The sequence below is a fragment of the Thauera aminoaromatica genome, from assembly GCF_000021765.1.
GTDB classification, from domain to species: Bacteria; Pseudomonadota; Gammaproteobacteria; order Burkholderiales; family Rhodocyclaceae; genus Thauera; species Thauera aminoaromatica.
The window spans coordinates 2,317,186-2,339,765 of record NC_011662.2 but is presented as its reverse complement, the minus strand read 5'-3'; the positions used below and the strand labels follow the sequence as shown (position 1 = coordinate 2,339,765).

The following is a 22,580-nucleotide window of genomic DNA, read 5'->3' as shown; positions in this document are numbered from 1 at the left end:
AAGATCGTTCGTATGAACTATATTTTCATCGGAACAGTCGGAGGATGTATGCCAAATCATGCCGAAACAACCAGCGGCCACGAGGCCCGCAGTGCCAAGACCCGATCGCAGTTGATCGAAGCGACGATTGACGTTGTCGCTGCCGTTGGCTACGAGGGGGCAACCACACGTGCCTTGTCCCAAGCGGCTAAAACCACGCTGTCGGCCATTCCCTACCATTTCGGCAGCAAGAAGGAACTCTATCTGGCCGCAGCGGACATGATCGCCGAATATGCGGCCATTCGCTTCGCGGAAGCCGCAGCCTTGCTTGACGATACGTCGGACGTCGGGCTTTCCGCTCGCTTCGAACTCGCACTGATCCAACTGCTCCACACCATGCTGGAGGAAGCCGAGCCGCATGCCTGGACGGCATTCGTGGCCCGCTGCGCTTACGACAACGACGACGCCTTCGCCCTGATTTACGGACGCGCAATCGCTCCGCTGCAGGAGCGTCTAGTGCATGCCGCCAGCCAGTTTAGCGGCAGATCTTCCGATGACGAGGCACTGCGGCTGCGCGTCATCGCAATTCTGACGGCAATTTTCAGTTTCAGGTTTCTGCGCGGCGTGATGCTCCGTGGCATGGACTGGCAAAGCATTCAGAACGAAGCCGTCAGGCAGATCACGGACATGGTCCGCGATCTCTGCCGAAGCGGCTTTCTTGCTGTTCGGCCGGCTGATGACAGCGCGAACCGAAAAACAGGCCCCACTTGACTCCATCAATCCCTCTCAACTGAAAGGAAATGCACTATGACTCTCCAATCCTACGTACACCAGACCATCGCATGGGCGAAGCAGCGTCTCGATGAGACCGATGCCATTCTCTCCGAGGTCGAGAAATCGGCCGCCAGTATCAAGGAGGATGCCCGCAAGCAAGCCGATACAGCTCGCGCACGCCTCGCGGCATCCCGCGCGAAGCTGCAGCAGTACTACGATGATCTGCGCGCCCAGGCGGATACCGCGAAGCAGGAAGCGGGCGAGATTCAGGACAAGCTCGAAGCCGAATGGGTCGAGGTCGAGTCCGCCCTCCAGCAATTTGTCGCCACGACCGGCGACCAAGTGAAAACCGTGCGCAGCATCGTCGTCGTCCGTGCGCGCGCACAGCGGCAAGCGTGGCAAAACTCCCTGAAGGAGTTGCGTGACCAAGCGGCCGATGCCGTCGAGAAGGCCCGCGGCGAACTCGATGCCGCGTTCGATCACCTTTCCACTGAGGCCGAGAAGTTCCAGGCGCGCATCGGCGAGGTCAAGGACGCCGGCGATGAATCCTGGCGTGCCGTCAAGCAGGGGTTCACCAATGCCAAGGCAGCTCACGACGTCACGGTCCAGAAGATCAAGGATGCCTTTTCCAAGGTTCTCTGAACCTAGGCGCCGCATTGCTTTTGTTTTGGCTCATCAGGAGAAATCACCATGAAACTTCGCTTTTCCACGGTCGCCTTGGCGCTGCTTACTCAGGCAGCGCTGCTGTCGGCCCCTCCCGCACTGGCACAAAATGCAGAAGCACAGGCCGCTTCAGCCGCCACGCAGAAGGAGCCCTCAAAGGTTCATCAAGCACTGGCGTGGTCGCAGGATCGGCTGGCCCAGCTTGATGCCAACATTACTGCCCTGGAAAAAGACGCCAGCAGGCTCCGGGACGAGGCGCGTACCAAGGCCGATGCGGCGTTGGCGGACCTGCGCAAGCAGCGGGATGCCTATCGCCGCCGGGCTCAAGATGCCGCAGTCAACGCAAAGGACTGGAGCGATGCCCAGATCGCCGAAGCACGTCAGGCACTCGACAACGATTGGGCCACCTTCCAGGCCGCCCGAGACAAGTATCTTGAAGAAAGCAAGGCCAGCATCGCTACACAGCGTGCCGTACTGGAGGCGGAACTGAATGCGCAGCAGAAAGCGCTTGCTGGATTGCGTGCCGACGCGGCCAAGCTCGCGGCAGATCAGCGCGCAGCCATTGAAGGGCGTATTGCTGCACTGAATGCAGACGTGGAGGAGACCAAGGCCCGGGTCTCAAAAGCCTCGGCCGAGGTATGGGAGACCACGAAAAAGAGCTATGGGGAAGCCCAGCGGCTTTTCTCTGAGACCTATGCGTCTATCCGCCAGTCCATCGACGAGGCTAAAAAGTAATCTCCCTAATGCCGGAGACGCAGACATGTCCTGCGCATTCTCGTCTCTGGCGCATGTGCAGATGCATGGGAAGGTGACAGCCGGAAAATTCTATTGAAGAGGAAAGGCGATGAATCTGGCAAATGAAATCAAAGCCCTTGGCGTACAGATCGCCGAGCAAGCTCGCCAACGGCCGAAGCCGGATGATGAAGCCCCGCCGCCCATCGAAGAAGCGACCGGCGTCGGCGAAGCACGTTCTCAATTGCACGATGCTGACGCTTTCTTGAAAGCTGTAAACGAAACCCTTGATGAGTTTGCGGACGATCTGAATAGGCACCCGCGCTTGACGGCGCTGGCCGCGCTTAGCATCGGCCTGGCTGCGGGCATCGTCATCGGTTACCAGGCTCGATAACCGATTTGTGCTTTCCTTGAAAGGTCTCCTATGTCGACTCTCAACTCTGCAAAACTTTATGGCCGCATCGCATTTCTGCGCCGCCAAGTCCTGCTTCGACAACTCATGCGGCGCAGCGTCACCGCCGCTCTGGCTGTCGCGGCGTTCATCGTTACCTCCGGGCTGGCGACTTATGCACTGTTCCTGGCCATCAAAGCTCCTCTCGGCGATCTCGGGGCAACACTGGCAATCGCTACCCTTTACTTGGTGGCGGCGCTCATTTTGCTGGGTTACACCTTGCATGAGCCACATTCCCCTGAACTGGAGGCACTTGCCGAGATGGAGGCCGCCGCGCTTGAAATAGTCACGGCCGATACGCAAGGCATCGTGCAACTGGCCACCGCAGCCGGCCACCGCATCGAGAATCTTGGCAGCAGCTTGACTCTTGGCGTTGGCATTCTGGGCGCACTTCGCAAGCTCCTGGCTTCTCGAAAGCCTTAAAGAATGGGGCGCAACCGACCGGCTGTGCCGGTGAGTGCTCACAAGAAGAATGCACCGCGAGACGTCGATCTGTGCCAACGCGGAACTCAGTTATCACGGCAAGGATTTGCCAGCCACCCAGTGAGGAAGGGGACGCATGGAACTTCGTCACTTGCGCTGCTTTCTGGCCGTGGCCGAAGAACTCCACTTCGCCCGAGCTGCTGAGCGGCTGCATATCGAACAGTCTCCGCTATCGCGAGCGATCAAGGAGTTAGAAGAGGAGCTGGGCGTGACGCTGTTCGCCCGCACCACACGCAGCACACGACTGACCCTCGCGGGCAAACTATTCTTGGAACATGTCCGGCGTGTCTTCGCCGCCTTGCAGCAGGCGCGCGACAGTGTAAAGGCGGCCGCTAATGGATTTCATGGCCAATTGCGCATTGCCTTGTCGGACGGCATCACACCATCTAGGTTGCCTGCTCTGCTGGCGCTGTGCCGGCAGGAAGAGCCCGAGGTCGAAATCCGGCTGTTCGAGGTTCCGCTATCGCAGCAGATAAAGGGGCTGCATGACGACCTGTACGACGTGGGCTTCGCCCGATCCGATGAGGTCGGTGATGGACTCATTGCCGAACCGGTATGGAGCGACCCGCTTATGGTGGCTGTTCCGGCACGCCATCCTCTACTGGCGCACAAGCGCATTCCGCTGGAAGAGTTGCTGCGTTATCCGTTGGTGCTGTGCGATCCAACGGTATGCGAAGGCGATGCGCGACAAGTTGAGCGCGTGCTGCGGCGGGTGGATATGGAGCCGCTGATTGCCGAGCGGGTCGCTTCCTCCGATCTGATGATGGCGCTGGTATCTGCAGGTTTTGCGCTGGGGCTGACAGGTGCCGCGCATATCGCGACAAGTCGGGAGCCGGGTGTCGTAGCGCGACCCCTGGCAGGACGCTCGCCGGTACTCACGACCTACCTACTGCGTCTTGATGGTGTCCCCTCGGAGACGTTGGCTCATTTCATTGAACGGGTCCAAGCCATCGAATCACCCGAAGCCAACCGGCCCATATCGGGCCGTCCATCCTGACTCTTTAGAGAAGCCCGAGCCATGAAGAAAGCCATTCCGTTCTTGCTGGCCGTGGTATTGACCGGCTGCGGCCAGTCCGAAGTGCCGCAAAAGGCAGACCTGCCAACTGTGGAGGCATTGGCATCCAACCCCGAGCGCCTGAAAGAGCTGCGCCAGCAATGCAAGCTGGAACGCGCTCGATTGGGCGACGAGCTATGCAACCGAGTTGCCGAGGCCACGCGCAAGCGGTTCTATGGTGACGGCAAAGTGCCCTACACACCGCCGGAGAACCAGCCCAAGTTCTGATCGTTGGCATCCCGCCAATCATTCAGATAAGCGCACGGCGGAGATGGTTAAGGTCTGATCAAGAGTCGGAAGTTCGGGTTCATCGGCTAGAGAAGCGGCCACTGCCCGCAGTCAGGGGCTTAACGGCCGGTTAACGGCGCATTGCCGACCGAGTTGGGCGAGGGGTCCAAGGTCGGCTCTGGCCGACAACCAGAAGTTCGCACCACCCTCGCCTCGCCCGCTGAACTCGAGAAATCGTCAAAGCACTTGAGTTTTCCTCAAAACTTGCAGCTTTTGTGGCGCTCGAGTCGAAAAGCGTGAAACCTTAGCGTGCCTCGGAGCCGTCCTCCGGCGTGAGCTCAAACGACTCCCGCCCCACGTCTTCAACACGGTCCAGCACGTGTGGCGGTCAGTGACACCCAGTCGGTAGCAGCCCCGAGTGCGTCAGCACCTGATGGATGAGAACCCCCCTGTTGCCCACGCTCAACAAGAGGTGCTCGAGCGCTTCCTATCGGCGCAGCGCCTGATGCTGGACGCCGACCGCTGGCTGCTCAGCCTGGACACACCTCGAGGCGTTGAAGGCCGTGCGCCTAGCCAGCGACAAGCCGCTCGAATTCATCGACGCGGCGCCGGGCCGGGGGCTACAGCGAGTTCGTCGAGTTGCTCTAACCCTTCCACGACCAACGACACCACCGCCCACGCAGGAAGTGATCGCGGAGCACCCCTGGAGCGCGCCGCGGTTGGTGGTCGCGCACGATCCAATGGCTTCGGCCACCAAGGCGGATCAGCGCAATGCGCGTCTCGATGAGCTGATCCGCCAGGCAAACCAATGGTCGGGCTAGCTCACCGAGCAGGGCGAAGGTGTGAATCTCCGCGGGCGCGGTACTCGGACAGCGGCGCCAACGCGCGCTTCTACCACGCGGTCAGCGAAGTTCGACGACTGCGCGCTTGAAATCGATCGAATGGCGGCGGTATGGCCCGCGCAGGCCGCGATGCCGGCGTTGGTCCAAATTTGTGTCCATGAATGCAATTGTGGGCACAAATTTGGGTGCCCCCTCCTTGGGGCGATCGTCAGCGACAGCTATCCCGGGGGGAAGACGGCAGTGGGCGGACGCTTACGAAACACGCGCGCCGATGAGGCATCGATAGATGACCGACACGGGGCGTCCGTCACGCACCTTTGACCGATTGCAGTACAGCTCCCGCTTACACCACCTCCTGGAGCGACCTACCGATCGCCCTGGCCATCTGAAGCTGCTGGCCCGGAAGACGTGCCTACACTGGCACCCGAGAACAAGAAAGAATGATGTTCGTGAGTCCCTCCCCTATCAACGAAGAGTTCCTCTTGGCAGCGCTCGACTCTCCGGCGATATTCATCCCGACCGGGCCGACGCCTGTTTCCGCAGGTTTTCCATCACCCGCAGAGGACTACGCGCAGAAGCGTCTGGACATCAAGGAGTACCTCGTCCGCAATCCGATCTCGACCTTTTTCTTCACCGTCAAAGGCGATTCGATGCAAGAAGCGGACATTTTCGAGGGCGATGTTCTGGTCGTTGATCGAAGCATTAAACCGGTACACGGTCACCTCGTCGTGGCTTTTGTGAACGGCGAGCGGCTCGTAAAGAGGCTTTCAATCAGGGTTGGCAGTGTGATGCTTCTGGCGGGACATCCAAAATACCCGCCTTTAACGTTGAAGGAGAGAAACGATCTGGAAGTCTGGGTAGTCGTTATCGGGAAGTTCAAACGCATCCCCGCTTGATAAAAGCCGTGTTATTCTCTCGCTCGACTCCAGAAACGGAGTAACCCTTTCCAGACTCGCCACGAGAGAATAATGACGTCCCTTCAAGAACTCCTTGCTCAAAAAGAAGCCCTCGAACAACAGATCGCTCAGATCAAGAAGGCTGAGCGCGCGGACGCACTGCAGAATGCCCGTAGCCTGATCGGCACGTTCGACCTCACGGTTGACGAGCTTTTCGGCAAGCAGAAGTCCATTGGAAAAGCAGTGGCAGTCAAGTACCGCAACCCGGAAACCGGCGAAACTTGGACCGGCCGTGGGCGCGCTCCGCGCTGGCTCGATGGTAAGAACCGGGAGGACTTTGCGGTCTGACGATAGAAATGCAGCGCTCAGGCTGAGTGCGTTTGTGTGAAAGACGGTCGGTCACTCTTGATTGAGTGTGCCGGCCGCTTTTCAATCTGCCTGCCGTTTGATTCAGAACCTCCCACCGACCGTACGGTACAGCGATTTCAACACAACACGCATCTGCTGCGGGAAGAACCGCCCCCCTCATGGCCCTGATGGGCGACTTCGGAAGGTATAAGGCACGCAACCAACCACCACTCTCGATCTGCTCCCACCGCCGGGCATCCCCTTTCAGCCAGTCATCGAAGAGTGCGGCTCGAGCACCCCCAGCAGGGCCGCCCACCGCATGACCGAAGAAGCGCTCCCGAAGCGTCTGCTTGCCTTTCCGTTCGAATGCCAGAGGGCGAACGTGCTTTGCTCCATGAAGGCGTTGCGCTTTACGAGATTGGTATCGTCTCATCCCGGAATAGATCGGATTTCCATAAGTAATGTTCAGTCAACTCCACGCCTACTGAGTGAATGCAAGTAGAGCAAGCAGGTCTCACCAAACCAGCACCGCATCCACCAAACCATCCTTCTCTATCAGAAAGGCTCTTGGCAAAACGCCGATTTCAAAATCAATATCCTTTCCGTCATCCGCCTGATTCAGCCAGCTCCTCAAATCAGATAAATACGATTCAAATATAGCAACCTGTATTGAGGTTAGAAAATCAGAAAGCTCAAGCGTAAATCTAGGGCGAACCAAGGCAACCTTGCGTATCGCACCCCTACTGACCCATTCAACGTCGAAAACACCTATCTCTGCGTAACAACGGACGCTCGCAGAGTAAGAAAACGCTTCCATGCCCGCTCGGAACATACTGCACATCAACGGATTTCCCCACCGCAATTCTAGTTCGCCCCGAGCATCTACATACGGACAAATATAGTTAATACTATACCGGACCTCCTCTTTTGGGACCTTGGTCCAGCGCGAATATCGCCCTCTTCTCCAAACGCACTCACACCTAACCGATCTATGAGTGATTATGTCCTCATACCCATCGGGATTGTCGTTCTTGACGCCAAGGAATTTCATTTCTTCGATAAGGTATGAGGTATTGAGAATGCCCAGCAAGATGTTTAAATCAATTCTCTGAAGCAGGCTCGTTAGCTCTCGTGATAAAGATTTGCTTAAATTGTAGCTCTTAGGTTTTAATGAACGTGGTGCGGCGATCATGAATTTTATAAATTTTGCATCAAGCCTCTTGATCCATTGCAGCCTACCGAGGAGTGAATCAATTTCGTTAACGACGCAATCCCTGCTTTCATAAGAGTCCTCTGTGTCCAAAGGAGTCCAACTCCCGATCTCAGATGCAACTGAATGCTTCCACTCGAAATATCTTCTCTGAGATGCAAAAAACATTCTTTGAATTCGAAGAGAATCACCTGAGACGCAACCAGGCCAATCAACGTAGTACTCCATGAATACATCACTTAAAGCTCGCACCGCACAGTCCCACTTCGCCCCAGTGATCTTTCGACTATACGTAACTTTCAAGTCTTCGCCATGCACCGGACACTTCGCCATAAGTGCATCTTCATGAATCCGGCCGTGATAACCTAATTGCAAGCACTTTTCACAGTATCGAACAGAATCAATTATTCTTAATTTTTCTTCTATAAGCCTAAATTTTCTGTTCGAGAGTGTCTCATAGAAAACAGTTTTAACAATCGAAATAGGTTCATCGATGGTATTTGCTATGAGTTCGATTTGCTCCTTGCTATATCCGGCTTTGTTCCATTCTAAAATATTTACGCCGATGGTTTCGAACCAATACTCTCTAAACTCTCTCGGTCCGATGCAATTCAAATTGCAGAAGATTGCCGCGAAACTAGTAAATGATTGATAATATATAAGCCTTCCCCTCCCCCAATTTAAGCATAGCGGGGTTTTTTTGTTATTTATTTTATTGTCCTTTGATATAGTTTTCATTATGGACATGACAACTACTGTTTTGCCATAACGGTTCGCATGTAGTCTGTGAATTTAGTACTGGCAACCACTCTCAATAACTCACCCTTATCCGTTAATGCATCCCAATCTTCCCCATTTTTTAGGCGTCTAAGGATAGTCTCGACCGTTTCGGCTACATGTTTCATGCCTATTTCTGGCTTGTAGTTCTTCTGTTTCTTTACGTCGTCGGGGGTTAGTTTAACAAACGCGTCCCAGATATCAGTCGAATAAGCGGCAAGCCTTTTCCCTTTTTTAAAATAATCAGGCGCGAAATATTGGAGGTAAGTTATTCCACTCTCTGCAGGCCACTCAGAATCAAGGTCATAGCCATTGAGAACGAACTCGAGTTCTTTACTCGATCTCAATCCTCTAAAACGCATGTCTTGAGAGAAAAATCTAGCAGTAATGTGTGCATTGCCCGTTCTGGCTAGGTAGTTAGGTTGAAATAAAATGCCATGTGAGCCTATTGATATAACGCAAAGGCGAACGCCTCTGGCATCAAGCGCATTCTGTAGTCCGAGAAGCCACTTCCATTCCTTTAGCGTCACCTCATGCGCTTCGTCTATTAGAACAGTAACGAAACTCCTCCTAGATGACAAAGCCATAGTATAAAGTCTTTCTGTAAAGAGATAGCGGCCAACTGTTCGACTCTTCGGTTTTAGCGGATCATAGAATTCATAATTAGCAGCCTGAAGAAGATCATTCCAAAACTCTCTTTCAGTGATCGACGAATCCCGGCGAATCCAAACAACGAGAGGTACTCTTGTTCCAAATCTTTCTTCTAGGAGAGAGAAAAGGAACCACTTTATGGTTTTAGATTTTCCGTAACGGGATGGGCCATAAATATATCCACCGGTTACTCTAAGGTCGATCCAATTTCCAATCGTTTGAATCATTTCGTCTATCGGAGCTGTGAATATAGCGTACTCGCCACGTAGGACAGGATGGCGATCGTCGACGTCGATTCCTTCTTGGCTATCCATCGATAAAGCTCCTTGTCAATTCGAAGGCAGCAATACCCAATAGGTGCCGACGAAAATTATTCTGCGAGACAGACAACTACCGCTTCTCGTGCTGTCTGTTCAACGACGAACAGATCTGGTTCTGGCTACCACATACGGGGAGAGGACCTCTCACGTATGCGTGCAATGCCCTTATGAGCGTATTTGAGCCACGGGGTGTCACTCCGCCGTGATCTCACGCCGACCCCGAGATGCATCAAACCAAGAAGGGCAACCAGTGGTACTTCAGCATGAAGGTCCGCGTAGGCGCCGACCTGATTCCGGACGCGTGCATACCGTTTCGGTGATGCCCGCCAACGTCTCGGACATCAACCAGTTGTCGCACTTGGTGCGCGACGCGGGCCTGTTCTGGGCCGCGTCGTTCACGGCCAGCAAGCAGCGCCCTCTGACCGAGGCGAACAAGCGCTTCAACCACAACATGTCTCCGATCCGCGCACACGTCGAGCACATGTTTCGCGTCATCAAGCGCCAGTTCGCCTACACGAAGGGGGGCTACAAGGAGATCGCGAAAACGTCGCGCGTGGGTTCTCGCCGTTCGGTTTGACCGATCTCTATCTTGCGAGGCGCGCCTTAGCGAGTTGATAGCCGAAATCTGCCCGCTGCGCCCGAAAACGGACGCTCGGAGCCATTAAGGCCTCGAAAAGAAGCAGTGGAAGCGGAGATATCGATCATCGGGATCAGTGGAAACGGCTGGCCTGGGTGAGTGCGCTCAGAACATGGATTGATCAGAGGTTCCTTAACTCGATGCTGCTTTTCGGCGTCGAGGGGAACTTCCTTGAGAGCACTCATTCACCTCACTATCAGAATCCTTTCCACCGATGGCTTGATCTCTTCGAGCAATTTCCGCCTCATCGCTCGAGCTAATGGTATCTAGCGCAACCCTGAGGAGTTCTTCGGATTCGTTCCGCTCCGAGTTCGCGATTATTCTGCGAAATTCGAGGTAAGATGGATGTGGCGGAAGTTTTTTATTGGACTGAGACTCGCAATATTCCACAAACGCCTCGGTCGCATCGGTGCCTGATGCCACGTAGAACATTTTCTTCCTTATCATGCCTTTAATGGCGGCCCTAATTCGCAAGCTATGGGGGAATCTATGCCATGGCGGACCAGCACGAAGAACGCCGAGGCTTTGTCCGTCCGACGTGGAGGCTAGTGCGATTCTTGCGTCATTCTCTTCATGATTGATCACGTCTATATATTTCCCCGCTAGGTCAAAACGCTGCGAAAGTATCTCGTTTGTATACCTGGCGTTCTCGAAATTCACATAAGGCGCTCTTCCTTCTTGGACGCCGCCATGCACTTTGCATTTTTTTCTTAAGCTTAGCAGGAGGCTAACCTGCTCGGGGTCTGCGTATCGAAAAGAGAAGTCAGGGCGATTAGTTGCATACTCGAGAAACTGCAATGGAGTGCGATACCCAAGACTGGTATGGGGCGTTGCATTATAATTCGCAATCAAGACATCAATTAAGTCCTCCGCATATTCAAGTTGAAACTGACTATTCAATGCAACCTCCTCCGGCTCCCGCCCCTTACGATCCTTGGGTTTTGAGCCTGTGGTATTTGACATTTTGTGCAACCCCCCGCCTGCAAGAACTCGAAAGAATGTTTCAATAAATGGGCGCTCATCAAGGCCTCGCCGGGATGCAAATCCCTCCTTTGGCGAAATTAATCTCGAACTTACGACGTCCCTTAGAAACTGTTCTACCCTTTTGCACGTCTCGGCGAGAGCGCCGTCAACGCTCGTTTCGTCCCAGCACATGCCAACATATCTGTCCGACATCCCTGAAGGAAAATTAGCATTATCCCAATAGATATGTTGGAGGCCGGGAGATAATATTCGTCGTCGCCATCGAGTCAGAGCAGATTTAATCGCTCGAAGGACGTCAGTCTTAGAAACCTCTTTTCCTAATGCAAAGTGGTATCCCAGAACGGCTCGTGATTCAACATCCAAAATTACGATCACCCATAACCTGTGGACGATTCGCGGCACATGATCGCCATCACCATTGGGCATCAATACACAGAATCGCCCATCTAGTTTATGGGCGTCCATCTCAACCCGCTGCAGCACCCTCTTTACGGGACGGTCCACGCCATCCCCGGTAATCAACTTTCTTTCAAGGGTTTTGCCACCAATGGCTCGCGCGGCCATTTTTGGATTTAATTTGTAAACAAGATCGATGTATCGGCATACGGAATTATATCCATTAGTGATTGTATTGAACGGCCACTCGCCCCTAACCTCATAGCCTAAGTCTCGCAGGCGATCTAAGAACCACTTCCATAGAGCTTGGCGCGGCTTTCTTATCAGAGATAGGGTGCTTGAACTGGCGGACTCCAATATTTTCTTATCGAAGGATCTACGTAGATCTGGATTCAAATCAAGAACCAGGCCCATCGCACCGACAGCACCTCCACCAAATTCGTTGACTTTTACTTTTCGCTTTCGCTTGTAAGGTTTGATTCTTAGTTTCGGTATTAACCCACGGAATCCATATATGCGACCATCGGGATGGGTCTTAAGGCATCGCTCAGTGATCAATCGGTAAGTCTGTTTAAGTCCGATCTCGCATTTTTCTCGAATTAAGCTATCGCCGTAGCCTGCGAGGTATAGTCTTACGGCTTCTTTTCTCATCAGATATTTTTTTCGATCGGACTCTGTGAGGACTCCATCATCTGGAGTGGGCCAAACATCTAGATCTTCATTCCCAGTTCTCAGCAGACAGGGCAATTGTCTGCCTAGTGGATTTTCACGCGTCTTCATGTTTGCACGCCTGCCAGAGCGGTTTAATTTATTTCATGCATTTTTTTAAATAGTTTTATTATTTACATAGAAAGATAAAAGCGAACTCAAGAATTAAGACATTGTTTTAAAAAGTTTTCAATGCACTTTAATTGGCGCGTGTAAATTAAGGCGCTTTCATGCCCCTCTTCACTTTTTCGCAAAGGTGACTTCCGGAGACGCTGACGACTCACTTTTGTAGCTACAGTTTTCGTATCTTCGATACGAAGGAACTTACTACAAAATCTCGCGCGTTCAAAAGATTGATTGCAAAGTGAAAATCTTCCGGATTATTTTTCACTTTGCTGCTCTCGGCTGAAGGTGATACACACAAGGAGTTTTTTTTCACCTTGCGGCAATCTTGCTAAGGTCTTAATTACTAACGTTCTGTTTTAAAAAGCTTTTTGCACTTGGTTGCGAGATAAGACGGCTACGGCAATGCTCGCGCTGTGGGCACGTGTAGTCTCGCTATCGTGGTAGTTCTGCTGTGACACAACTGGATCTACTCAGGCGCGCACATCTACTCATGGTTCGGTAGGACGAAGCCGCTGTGGCACTGGGGCAACTCGACAACCTGAACCTCCTGAGCCCATTTATGGCCTGCGGTGGGGGATTCACCCTTGTCTTTCGAGGGAGGGGTGCGTCTAGGGAGGCTCTGATCTACTCGGAGCCGGCAAAATACTGAGGTCATGAGCAGCACTGCCACCATGAAGCAAACGACTTTCGCCTCGCTGGCTTTCGAACGGAAAAAGAAGCAGACGCGCAGGGAGCGCCTCCCGGCCGGGATGGAGAAGGTCGTGCCTTGGGCTGCGCTGCTGGCAGAAATCGAGCCGCACTACCCGACGACGGGCCGACGCGGGCGTCCGCCGATGCCGCTTGCGGCGATGCTGCGGATCTAGTTCATGCGGCATTGGTACGCGCTGTCCGATACGGCGATGGAGGATGCGCTTTACGAGGTCGAGTCGATGCGCCGCTTTGCGGGGCTGGGCTTGACCGACGAAGCGATGCCCGACGAGACGACGATCCTCAAGGTCTTCCACCTGCTCGAGAAGCACGCACTGACCTCGCAGATGGTGAACATCATCAACGACACGCTCGAGTAGCGCGGACTACGGCTCAAGGGGCGGCACGATGGTTGACGCCACGATCATCCATGCGCCGCCCTCGACGAAGAATTGGGACAAGCAGCGCGACCTAGAGACAAGAAGGGCAACGAGTTGTAACTTGGCATGAAGGTTCACGTGGGTGCCGACGTCAATTCCGGGCTCATGCATACCGTATCCGTGACGCCAGCCAACGGCTCGGACATCAACCAGTTGCCGCACCGGGTGCGTGAAGATGACCGGGCGGTGTTCGGCGACAAGGGCTACGTGAACAAAAAGCTCAAGGGTCTGGTCCGCAAGGCAGGCTTGTTCTGGGACGTCTCGCTCAAGGCCAGCAAGCAGCATCCGCTGACCGAGGCGAAAAAGCGCTTCAACCACAAGATGTCCTCGATCGGTCCGCGCTCATACCGGCGGCTGATATCACCTGGAATATCAGGTTTGCGCCCTGGAGCCCGATCGGCTTGTAGCCGATCACATGCCGGAGGCAGGCCTCGGAGTCAGCCTCGTTGAGGTTGGCCCCGCCGATCAAGTTACAGATCGCCGGTGGACGCTCGCTTCCTGCGTGAATCCGTCGCCATTCCACCGTAGCGCCCTGATCCGGTTTCCGCGCTAGGCCCCGAAACACGATTGAACGCGACGATCTGGCCGCTAAAGGGATCGGTCTCGAATGGTGTCTGAGCGAGCGCAGCGAGCCCATCGAAGCCGCGCCGCATGTCGATAATGCCGGCCGCGGTACAGATTCGCTTGCCGTAACGCGGGACGCTCGTCGCAGCAGTAGCAGAGCATGAAGCCGCGCGGGAAAGTGCCGTCGAGACCTCCTTCGACGGTCAGCCGTGCGCCCTTGCCTCGATCGTCAGCCGACCGAGCGCGACTGCTGGGGCATCGAGCATCTCGGGCGCGTCCAACGCGTCGGTGTCGGTGCGGATGATCGGCACGAACGCAGCGACGCCCAAGCGACCTTCGTGCTGGCCCTTGCGCCACGCGAATATCTGCTTGGCGTTGATGTCGTGGGGGTGCGCAAGCCGCGACACTGAGGCACCTGGCTGCCGCGACTGCTTGACGACGGCGCGCTTGAACTCTGTGGTGTGGCGACGGCACGGCCCACGGGTACCGCGACGCGGGCGCTGGTCCACCTTTGTGCCCATGTAATTCATTGTGGGCACAAAGGTGGGGGCTCAGTCCGAGGTGCTGATCGTCAGCGACGGCCAAGCTGGAGGTCGGAGCCAACACCCACTTAAAACCGTTCTGGGGATCAGATCTACATTTTTACGTGAAACGTCGCGAGAGTTACATGATTACGATAAATGGCCTCCACTAAAGCTGTTACCAACTGTCGCTAAGGGCTTGACTAGAAAAGATGCGTCCAGTTACAGCATTAGTGGAATGAACGTTCGCCTTCCAGCCTTAGAATCCCGCCTGTCCTCCTTGCTCCTTCCTGCCTCCCACCCCTCGCGTTCCTCGCGATCCCATGCAAGCGCCCCTCGAATCCCACGTCACCCTCTTGGTCGTCGACGACGATCTCGTCGCGCAGGCGCGCATGAATGCCTACTTTTCAAAGGAAGGCTACCGCGTGCTGCTGGCCGGCGACGGCGAGTCCTTCTGGCGACAGCTCGCCCAGGGAGAGGTCGACCTCGTGCTCCTCGACATCAACCTGCCCGGTCAGGACGGCTTGTCGTTGGCGCGCGAGCTGCGCGCGCGCGACGCCTCGATCGGCATCATCCTCGTCACCAGCCGCAACGACGACGTCGACAAGATCGTCGGGCTCGAGGTGGGCGCCGACGACTACGTGACCAAGCCCTTCAACCCGCGCGAGCTGCTCGCCCGCGTCAAGAGCCTGCTGCGGCGCAGCGCGACGCGTCCGGCGGAGACGGCGGACAGCCTGCGCTTCGCGGGCTGGGTGCTGGAACTTTCGCGGCGCAGGCTGCGCGACCGCGCGGGGCAGGACGTGGCGCTGACGCGCGGCGAATTCGAAGTGCTCGCGCTGCTGGTGCGCCACCCCGGCGAGATCCTCGACCGCGATCGCCTCAGCCGCGCGGTGAGCGGGCACGACTGGTCGCCGCAGGACCGTTCGGTGGATGTGCTGGTGCGCCGCCTGCGCGCGAAGCTCGACGATCCGGCACGTACGGACTCGCTGATCGCAACGATCCGCGGCGAGGGCTATCGGCTGGCTGCCGACGTCGAGCCTGGCGGGGTCTGATCCGGCCTTTGCGCTTCGGCGTCGTCCGCCGCAGAACGCAAGGCGTCGAGCGCCTGCAGCGTGTACGACCAGGCCTCGCCCAGCTCGCCCGCGCGCACGGCCAGGTCGCCGATCGCGCCCACGCGCGGCGCGTCCCCCGTCGGGTCCGGTTTCAGCGCCTCCTCCAGCGCGCCCGCGCATTCCGCCAGCCGCCCTGCCCCCACGTTGCCCGCGGCGCCGCGCAGCTTGTGCGCGAGGCGTGCGCAGGCTTCGTGCTCGCCGGCGCGGGCGGCGGCGAGCAGCGCGTCGATCAGCGGCTGGCCCTGCGTGCGAAAGACGCCGACGATGTCGGCCACGGTCTCCTCGCCCAGCGCCTCCCGCTCCGCACGCAGGAAATCGGCGTCGATCCAGTCTGTCGCCTGCAGTACCTCCGCGACACCCGCCGTGCCTCGCGTGGGCACTGCGGCCGCTGGCTCGGCAAGGAGATCGGCGAGCAGCGCGCGCAGGCGCTCGCGCGCGAAGGGCTTGGACAGGAAGGCGGCGAAGCCCGCTTCGAGCAGCGCATCGACCTCTCGGCGCGGGATGTGGGCCGACATCAGCACGGCCGGAGTGTGCGCGTGCGCCGGCAGCGCGCGCAGGCGGGCGAGCAGCTCGCGGCCGTCGCCGTCGGGCAGGTTCATGTCGATCAGGGCGAGGTCGATCGGGCGCGCCTGCAGCAGGCGCAGTGCGTTCTGGATGTCGGGCGCACACACCGCCTGCTGACCGAGGGCGTCGAGGAAGCGCTCGACCACCATGCGATTGACCTCGTCGTCCTCGACCACCAGCACGCGGTGGCCGGGGGGCAGCGCGGTCCGCTTCGGCTCCGTCGCGGCAGGCAAGGCCTCGACGGCCGCCGCTGCGGTCGCCGGGAGGGGGATCTCGAAACTCACCGTGGTGCCCTGCCCCGGCGCGCTCTTCAGCTCGATCGCGCCGCCCATGGCCTCGACCAGGCGGCGGCACACCGCCAGCCCGAGGCCGGTGCCGGCGTGGTGGCGGCCGCTGTCGCGCACCTGCACGAAGGGCTCGAAGACCTCCTGCTGGCGCGCGGGCTCGATGCCGATGCCGTGGTCCTCGACGGCGAAGTGCAGGTGGTCGGGTTGCGTACCGGCGCGCACGCGCACCGTCACCGCGCCCGTGTCGCTGAATTTGATCGCGTTGCCGACCAGGTTGAGCAGGATCTGGCTGAGCTTGCGGCGGTCGCCCTGCACCGCGTCGGGCAGCGCGGGATCGACCTCGGCGATCAGCGCGAGCCCGCGTACCGCGGCGCGCGTGCCCTGCACCGCGAAGACATCGTTCACCGTGTCGCGCAGGCTGAAGCTCGCCTTGTCGACCTGCACGCCGCCCGCTTCGATGCGGGCGAAGTCGAGCATGTCCTCGAGCAACTCGAGCAGCAGCACGGCCGCGGCGCGCATCTGCGCCTGGTACTGCTTGCGCTCGGTGGTCGAGCTGGCGTCCTCGACGAGTTCGAGCAGACCGAGGATACCCGCGAGCGGGGTGCGCAGCTCGTGGCTGACGGTGCCGAGGAAGGCGGTCTTGGCGCGGTCGGCCTGCTCGGCGGCGTGACGGGCGCGAGCGTGGTCGGCGGTCTCGCGCGCGAGCGCGGCGTTGGCCTCGCGCAGCTGCGCGGTGCGCGCCAGCACCTGATTCTCGAGCTCCTGCTGCTGCTGCCGAAGCTCTTCTGCGAAGCGGTCGCGCTCGATCGCGTTGGCGCGGAAGCGTTCGAGCGCGACCGCGAGCGAGGCCAGCTCGTCGTCGCCCGCGGTGTCGATCGCCACCTCGCGTCGGCCGGACGCGAGTGCGAGGGTGGCCTCTTCCAGCGCGCGCAGGCGCCCGAGCGTGTGACGCCGCAGCGCATGGACGGTGACGCCCAGGGTCACCAGCAGCAGCGCCGCGGCGATCACGCCGAAGGCGATCAGACCCGAGGTCGCGCTGCGTTCGGCGGCCGATCCGGCGGCGGCGAGGATGCGGCCGCCGCGGTGGATCAGCTCGCCGGCGAGGGCGTCGAGCTCGGTGGTGAGTTCGCCGACCACGCCCTGCAAGGTCTCCACCTGCGCGCGCAGGGCGATCTCGCGTGCGCGCAGTGCGAAGGTACCCTCCTCGTCCAGCGCCGAGGCGAGCAATCGGAGCACCCGCTCGCCCTGCTCCCGCCCACCCGGGTCGGCGATATCCGCGAGCCGGCGCGCCAGCAGTGCGAGGTGCGCGGCGAACTCGACGCGTGCCGCCTGCAGCCGTGCGCCCGAGTCGAGCTCGTCGAGGCGGCCGATGAGAAAGCCGAGCGCATGCACGGTGAGGTTGAGTTCGTGCATGCGTTCGAGGCTATCGATGTCGAGATCGAGCACACGCTCGCGCGCAGCCTCGCGCTCGGCCAAGCTCGGCGCGCCCTGCCCGGGGTCGGGCTGCAGCAGGGTCGTGAGGGTGGACACGAGCTGAGCGGTGGCGTTATCCGCGTGGATGCGGGCAAGCTCGTCGAGTCCGTCGATCGCCGCGCGCAGCGTGTCGATGCGCTCGAGGCGGGCTGCACGCAGGCGCAGGCGTTGGTCGATCGCCGCGCTCATGCCTTCGAGGCCGGCGGCGAGGCGGTCGCCGGTCGCCAGCAGGCGCTCGCGCAGCTCCGTCTCGACGTGCGGCGAGCGCAGCGCCGCCAGGCGGTCGCGCACCAACGGCACGTCGACACCGAGCGCGGCGCGCAACTGATCGAGCTCGGCCGCCGAATCCGCCCGCAGCAGCCGCGGCGCAAGCGCCGCGAGGCGGGCGTTGGCGCGCACCGCCTCGTGCAGCGCGTCGGCGGCCGGCAGGGTGTCGCGCACGATCGCCTGCTGGCTGCTCACCACGCGCTGGAAGCTGACCCAGCCCACCACCGCCACCAGTACGGTGCCGAGCGCGGCGACGAGCAGCCCCAGCAGCAGGCGTTCGCGCAGGCCGAAGCGGCGTTCGTGGCGGGGTTTCACGTAAGATGGGGCGGTCACGGTCGGTGGGGAGCGGGTGTGCTTGCGCAGTGGTCGAAGGCGACGAGTCGATGGGTTTCATCTTACCGGCGCAGCGTCCGCCACGGGTTGCTCGGGCTTGCGCTGGGCGCGCTGCCGAGCTGCGCCGCGGCGCTGGCCGGTGCGCAGCCGGCAGCCGAGTGGCCGCTGCAACGCTGGGCAGGCGATCATCGCGCGGCAAACGGCGCGGCCGAGACCGGGCCGGACATCGTTCCGCCCTCCCCCACGCGTGGCTGGCGCCTGTGCGCGATCTACCCGCACCTGAAGGACAGCTACTGGCTGGCGGTGAATTTCGGCATGACCGAGGAGGCGCGCGCGCTCGGCCTCGGCCTGGGCGTACGCGAGGCCGGCGGCTACGGGCAGCTCGCCCGCCAGCGTGAACGCGTGGCGGAGTGCCTGGAGGATGAGGCGGTCGATGCGCTGCTGATCGGCACCGTCAGCCGCGGCGGGCTCAACGACCTGCTCGCGCCGCAACTCGACCATCGGCTCGTGCTCGGGGTGGTGAACGACATCGACCCGCAGGTGGTGCGCGCGCGCATCGCCGTGCCCTGGTACCAGCTCGGCTGGACGATCGGCCGCTGGCTGGCCGCACGCCATCCCGCGGGCGGTCCCCCCGCGCGGATCGCGTGGATTCCCGGACCGGCGGACGCGGACTGGGTGGGCTTCATCGACCGCGGTTTCCGCACGGGCATCGCAGGCAGCGCGGTGAACGTCGTCGCCGAGCGCCACGGTGACACGGGGCGCGCGATCCAGCGCCGGCTGGTGGAGGCTGTGCTCGACGAGCAGCCGCAGCTCGATTACCTGGTCGGCAACGCGCCCATGGCCGAGGCCGCGATCGCCGCGCTGCGCCGGCGCGGACGCGAGGGGGCGACGGCGATCGTGTCGTCCTACCTGACTCCGGCCGTCCATGGTGGCATCCTGCGCGGCCGCATCCTCGCGGCGGTGACGGATTTCCCGGTGCTGCAGGGGCGGCTGGCGGTGCGTCAGGCCTTGCGGGCGCTGGAGGGGCGGCCGATCGAGCCCTACCTCGGCCCGGCGGTCGAACTCGTGGACAAGAGCTCGCTGGGACGTTTCCCGGTGCAGTGGATGTTGCCGCCGGCGGGTTTCGTACCGGTGTATCAGATCGCACCGGCACTGCCCTGAGAAATCCCTTCTCCGCCTCCGAAAGCCGATGAATCCACCTGCCGATCCCCTTGCCCGCATCGCCCGATGGCTGCGCGAGACCGACGGGCTGATCGTCGCCGCGGGCGCGGGCATGGGGGTGGATTCCGGGCTGCCGGATTTCCGCGGCCCCGAGGGCTTCTGGCGGGCCTATCCGGCGCTCGGCCGCGCCCACGTGCGCTTCGAGGAGATCGCCAATCCGGCCGCGTTCGAGCGCGATCCGGCGCTCGCCTGGGGGTTCTACGGGCACCGCCTGGCGCTCTACCGGCGCACCGTGCCGCACCGGGGCTTCGCGCTGCTGCAGGAGATCGCCGCGGGATTGCGCGGCGGCGCCTTCGTCTTTACCTCGAATGTGGATGGGCAGTTTCAGAAGGCCGGCTTTGCCGATGCGCGGATCATGGAGGTGCACGGCTCGATTCATCACCTGCAGTGCCAGCGCGGCTGCCGGGGCGCGGTGTGGTGCGCGGAGGGCTTCGAGCCGCAGGTGGACGAGGAAGCCTGCAGACTGCTCGGCGAGCCGCCGCGCTGCCCGCATTGCGGCGGCGTCGCGCGGCCCAACATCCTGATGTTCGGCGACTGGGCCTGGATTCCACGCCGCACCGAGGCGCAGGAGGCGGGGCTGGTCGCCTGGCTGGAGCACGTGCGCAGGCCCGTGGTGATCGAGCTCGGCGCGGGCGAGAACGTGCCCACGGTGCGCCGCTTCGCCGAGTCGATCGGCGGACGGCTGGTGCGCATCAACCCGCAGGCGGAGCCGATGCTCCCGGCGGGCGCGATCCACCTGCGCTGCGGTGCACTCGAAGGCATTGCCACCGTCCATGCGGCCCTGGTCCGGCACCGCTGACCCGACGCCCGATTCGCGCCTTGCGGCGCTCCTTCTACATTAACCGGCACGGCTGCGGGCGTAACCGGCGATCAGCTGTCGACGTGCGTCGATCTCCGGAGCGCCCGTTTCGCGCCTTGCGGCGCGCCTACATTTTTCCCACGCGGTATACGCGGGCCTCGTAGGGTGCGAGCTCGAGCGCGTGGGCGGCAGGGTGCGCTTCGACGGCGCGGTTGGCGAGCAGCAGGCGTTCGTGGCGGAGCACCACGCCGGGATGATCGAAGCGCGCCGGGCGAGGGCTCAGGTTGACGATCACCGCAATGCGCTCGCCGTCCAGCCGGCGCTGGTAGGCGTAGATCTGCGCGTCGTCCTTCATCAGCAGGCGATAGTCGCCGAGCACCAGCGCCGGCTCGGCCTTGCGCAGCGCGATCAGGCGGCGGTAGTGGTTGAGCACCGAAGCCGGGTCGTGGCGCTGCTGGGCGACGTTGATGCGGCGATGGTTGGGATTGACCGCCAGCCACGGCCGTCCGCGCGTGAAGCCCGCCTGAGGGCCGTCGTCCCACTGCATCGGCGTGCGCGCCGGGTCGCGGCCGGTGAGCACGAGGTCGGCGACGATCGCGCCCTCCTCCTCGCCGGCCAGGCGGCGCTGCGCGTAGTCGTTCTTCGCCAGCACGTCGTCGAAGTCCTCGATGCGCTCGAAGACGCCGTTGGTCATGCCGATCTCCTGGCCCTGGTAGATGAAGGGCGTGCCCTCCATCAGGAAGTACATCGTCGCCAGCGCGGTCGCGCTCTCGCGCCACAGCGCGCCGGTGTCGCCCCACTTGGAGACGACGCGGGGGATGTCGTGGTTCTCCAGGAAGAGCGCGTTCCAGCCCTTGCCGTGCAGCGCATGCTGCCAGCGCGACAGCACCTTCTTGAGCGCGACCACGTCGAGCGGCGCGCCGGGCGCGCGCGACCACAGCGCCAGGTGCTCGAACTGGAAGATCATGTCGAGCCGGCCGCGGTCGCTGCCCACCCACTCCACCGCCTCGCGCGGGCCGACGCCGTTGGCCTCGCCCACGGTCATCACGTCGTAGCGGCGGAAGGTCTCGCGGCAGAGCTCGCCGATGGTGTCGAGCACGCCGTCGACGTTCATGTGCATGGCGAAGGACGGCACCCAGGGCAGGCCGCGCGGATTGGGCAGGTCGGGCAGGCCCGGCATCTTGCGGATGTGGCTCACCGCATCGAGGCGGAAGCCGTCGATGCCCTTGTCCAGCCACCAGCGCACGATGTCGTGGAAGGCCGCGCGCATCTCCGGATTGGTCCAGTCGAGGTCGGGCTGGCGGCGGGTGAACAGGTGCAGGTAGTACTGCCCGGTGGCCGGGTCCCGGGCCCACGCGGGGCCGCGGAAGATGCTCTCCCAGTTGTTGGGCGGATGCCCGTCGCGGCCCTCGCGCCAGATGTACCAGTCGCGCTTGGGGTTGTCGGGCGAGGCGCGCGACTCGAGGAACCAGGGGTGCTCGTCGCTGGTGTGGTTGAGCACCAGGTCGAGGATCAGCCTCATGCCGCGGCGGTGGACTTCGGCGAGCAGGCGGTCGAAATCCTCCATGGTGCCGAAGGTCGACAGGATCTTGCGGTAGTCGCGGATATCGTAGCCGTTGTCGTCGTTCGGGGAGTCGAAGATCGGGCAAATCCAGATCACATCGACGCCCAGCCATTGCAGGTAGTCGAGCCGCGCGAGGATCCCGCGCAGGTCGCCGATGCCGTCGCCGTCGCTGTCCATGAAGCTGCGCGGGTAGAGCTGGTAGGCGACGGCGGATTTCCACCAGGGGGCAGCGGGGCTCGAAACCGGCTGCGGGCCGACGGAGGGGGCTGCAGAGGGGGGCATGATTGCACCGAGCAGGCGGGTTGTTCGGGAGGCCGCGTTCGATTGTAGGCCCGCGCCCGCGGGATGACGAACGCAGGCCGGACGAACCCGTGCGCCTGTTGCCATCGCAGGCGCGACGGAACCTTGAATTGCTGCGCCCCCGCCCCCCCGGCTGGAGCACCGGGCGACGCAGGCGGAGAATCGCGACTTGCGTCGCTCCTGCGGACA

The 22,580-nt window shown here is 60.6% G+C and carries 19 protein-coding genes and 3 pseudogenes; 15 read left to right on the top strand and 7 right to left on the bottom strand.

What is annotated here, in order from left to right; genetic code table 11:
• Positions 1 to 12: 12 nt before the first annotated feature.
• From TMZ1T_RS10260 to TMZ1T_RS10220, 10 genes and pseudogenes are all read left to right on the top strand, one after another.
• Positions 13 to 750, top strand: coding sequence for a CerR family C-terminal domain-containing protein (locus TMZ1T_RS10260; protein WP_222702374.1), 738 nt, complete (start codon positions 13 to 15; stop codon positions 748 to 750).
• 36 nt (positions 751 to 786) lie between these two features.
• Positions 787 to 1,395, top strand: coding sequence for a sll1863 family stress response protein (locus tag TMZ1T_RS10255; RefSeq protein WP_012584379.1), 609 nt, complete (start codon positions 787 to 789; stop codon positions 1,393 to 1,395).
• Positions 1,396 to 1,443: 48 nt separating this feature from the next.
• Entirely contained in the window at positions 1,444 to 2,151 is a 708-nt protein-coding gene (locus TMZ1T_RS10250; protein WP_012584380.1) for a coiled-coil domain-containing protein, read from the top strand.
• A 109-nt stretch (positions 2,152 to 2,260) separates the two neighbouring features.
• Positions 2,261 to 2,542, top strand: a complete 282-nt coding sequence (locus TMZ1T_RS10245) for a hypothetical protein (RefSeq protein ID WP_012584381.1) — start codon at positions 2,261 to 2,263, stop codon at positions 2,540 to 2,542.
• Positions 2,543 to 2,572: 30 nt separating this feature from the next.
• On the top strand, positions 2,573 to 3,022 hold the full coding sequence (locus TMZ1T_RS10240) for a hypothetical protein (protein WP_012585336.1): 450 nt from the start codon (positions 2,573 to 2,575) through the stop codon (positions 3,020 to 3,022).
• Positions 3,023 to 3,158: 136 nt separating this feature from the next.
• Complete coding sequence (locus TMZ1T_RS10235) at positions 3,159 to 4,079, top strand: LysR family transcriptional regulator (protein ID WP_012584383.1); 921 nt, start codon at positions 3,159 to 3,161, stop codon at positions 4,077 to 4,079.
• 21 nt (positions 4,080 to 4,100) lie between these two features.
• The gene (locus tag TMZ1T_RS10230) at positions 4,101 to 4,364 is read left to right on the top strand and encodes an EexN family lipoprotein (RefSeq protein WP_012585335.1); all 264 of its coding nucleotides are present in this window, start codon (positions 4,101 to 4,103) and stop codon (positions 4,362 to 4,364) included.
• Between the two features lie 449 nt (positions 4,365 to 4,813).
• Positions 4,814 to 5,289, top strand: a pseudogene (locus tag TMZ1T_RS21095) (IS1634 family transposase); the annotation flags it as partial.
• A 357-nt stretch (positions 5,290 to 5,646) separates the two neighbouring features.
• Entirely contained in the window at positions 5,647 to 6,102 is a 456-nt protein-coding gene (locus tag TMZ1T_RS10225; RefSeq protein WP_012585334.1) for a LexA family protein, read from the top strand.
• A 72-nt stretch (positions 6,103 to 6,174) separates the two neighbouring features.
• Positions 6,175 to 6,450: an H-NS histone family protein gene (locus tag TMZ1T_RS10220; protein ID WP_012585333.1), complete on the top strand. Its 276-nt coding sequence runs from the start codon at positions 6,175 to 6,177 to the stop codon at positions 6,448 to 6,450.
• A 514-nt stretch (positions 6,451 to 6,964) separates the two neighbouring features.
• On the opposite strand, the gene TMZ1T_RS21090 is transcribed toward TMZ1T_RS10220, so the two are convergent.
• Positions 6,965 to 8,407 (bottom strand): hypothetical protein, encoded by a 1,443-nt coding sequence (locus tag TMZ1T_RS21090; protein WP_012585332.1) that lies wholly within the window; start codon positions 8,405 to 8,407, stop codon positions 6,965 to 6,967.
• 5 nt (positions 8,408 to 8,412) lie between these two features.
• On the bottom strand, positions 8,413 to 9,402 hold the full coding sequence (locus tag TMZ1T_RS21085; protein WP_012585331.1) for an AAA family ATPase: 990 nt from the start codon (positions 9,400 to 9,402) through the stop codon (positions 8,413 to 8,415).
• 221 nt (positions 9,403 to 9,623) lie between these two features.
• On the opposite strand from TMZ1T_RS21085, the pseudogene TMZ1T_RS10215 reads away from it, so the two are divergent.
• Positions 9,624 to 10,023: pseudogene (locus TMZ1T_RS10215) on the top strand (transposase family protein); the annotation flags it as partial.
• 154 nt (positions 10,024 to 10,177) lie between these two features.
• Here the strand turns inward: TMZ1T_RS10215 and TMZ1T_RS20545 are convergent.
• Positions 10,178 to 12,205: a hypothetical protein gene (locus TMZ1T_RS20545; RefSeq protein WP_012585330.1), complete on the bottom strand. Its 2,028-nt coding sequence runs from the start codon at positions 12,203 to 12,205 to the stop codon at positions 10,178 to 10,180.
• A 725-nt stretch (positions 12,206 to 12,930) separates the two neighbouring features.
• On the opposite strand from TMZ1T_RS20545, the pseudogene TMZ1T_RS20540 reads away from it, so the two are divergent.
• Positions 12,931 to 13,728: pseudogene (locus TMZ1T_RS20540) on the top strand (IS5 family transposase); the annotation flags it as partial.
• A 128-nt stretch (positions 13,729 to 13,856) separates the two neighbouring features.
• Here TMZ1T_RS20540 and tnpB read toward each other — a convergent pair.
• Positions 13,857 to 14,066 carry an IS66 family insertion sequence element accessory protein TnpB gene (gene tnpB / locus TMZ1T_RS21785; RefSeq protein WP_407083905.1) on the bottom strand — a complete coding sequence of 70 codons (210 nt, stop codon included), beginning with the start codon at positions 14,064 to 14,066 and terminating at the stop codon, positions 13,857 to 13,859.
• Between the two features lie 87 nt (positions 14,067 to 14,153).
• Entirely contained in the window at positions 14,154 to 14,471 is a 318-nt protein-coding gene (locus tag TMZ1T_RS20250; protein ID WP_020691084.1) for a transposase, read from the bottom strand.
• Positions 14,472 to 14,794: 323 nt separating this feature from the next.
• Here TMZ1T_RS20250 and TMZ1T_RS10200 point away from each other — a divergent pair, with 323 nt between their 5' ends.
• On the top strand, positions 14,795 to 15,523 hold the full coding sequence (locus TMZ1T_RS10200; protein ID WP_004310857.1) for a response regulator: 729 nt from the start codon (positions 14,795 to 14,797) through the stop codon (positions 15,521 to 15,523).
• Here the strand turns inward: TMZ1T_RS10200 and TMZ1T_RS10195 are convergent.
• Positions 15,484 to 18,489, bottom strand: coding sequence for an ATP-binding protein (locus TMZ1T_RS10195; RefSeq protein WP_261788882.1), 3,006 nt, complete (start codon positions 18,487 to 18,489; stop codon positions 15,484 to 15,486). The genes TMZ1T_RS10200 and TMZ1T_RS10195 overlap by 40 nt on opposite strands.
• Positions 18,490 to 18,594: 105 nt before the next feature.
• Here TMZ1T_RS10195 and torT point away from each other — a divergent pair, with 105 nt between their 5' ends.
• Entirely contained in the window at positions 18,595 to 19,668 is a 1,074-nt protein-coding gene (torT, locus tag TMZ1T_RS10190; protein WP_012585328.1) for a TMAO reductase system periplasmic protein TorT, read from the top strand.
• A 28-nt stretch (positions 19,669 to 19,696) separates the two neighbouring features.
• The gene (locus TMZ1T_RS10185) at positions 19,697 to 20,527 is read left to right on the top strand and encodes an SIR2 family NAD-dependent protein deacylase (protein WP_004310855.1); all 831 of its coding nucleotides are present in this window, start codon (positions 19,697 to 19,699) and stop codon (positions 20,525 to 20,527) included.
• Positions 20,528 to 20,654: 127 nt separating this feature from the next.
• Here the strand turns inward: TMZ1T_RS10185 and TMZ1T_RS10180 are convergent, their stop codons facing one another.
• Positions 20,655 to 22,373 (bottom strand): glycoside hydrolase family 13 protein, encoded by a 1,719-nt coding sequence (locus tag TMZ1T_RS10180; RefSeq protein ID WP_012585327.1) that lies wholly within the window; start codon positions 22,371 to 22,373, stop codon positions 20,655 to 20,657.
• Between the last annotated feature and the right edge of the window lie 207 nt (positions 22,374 to 22,580).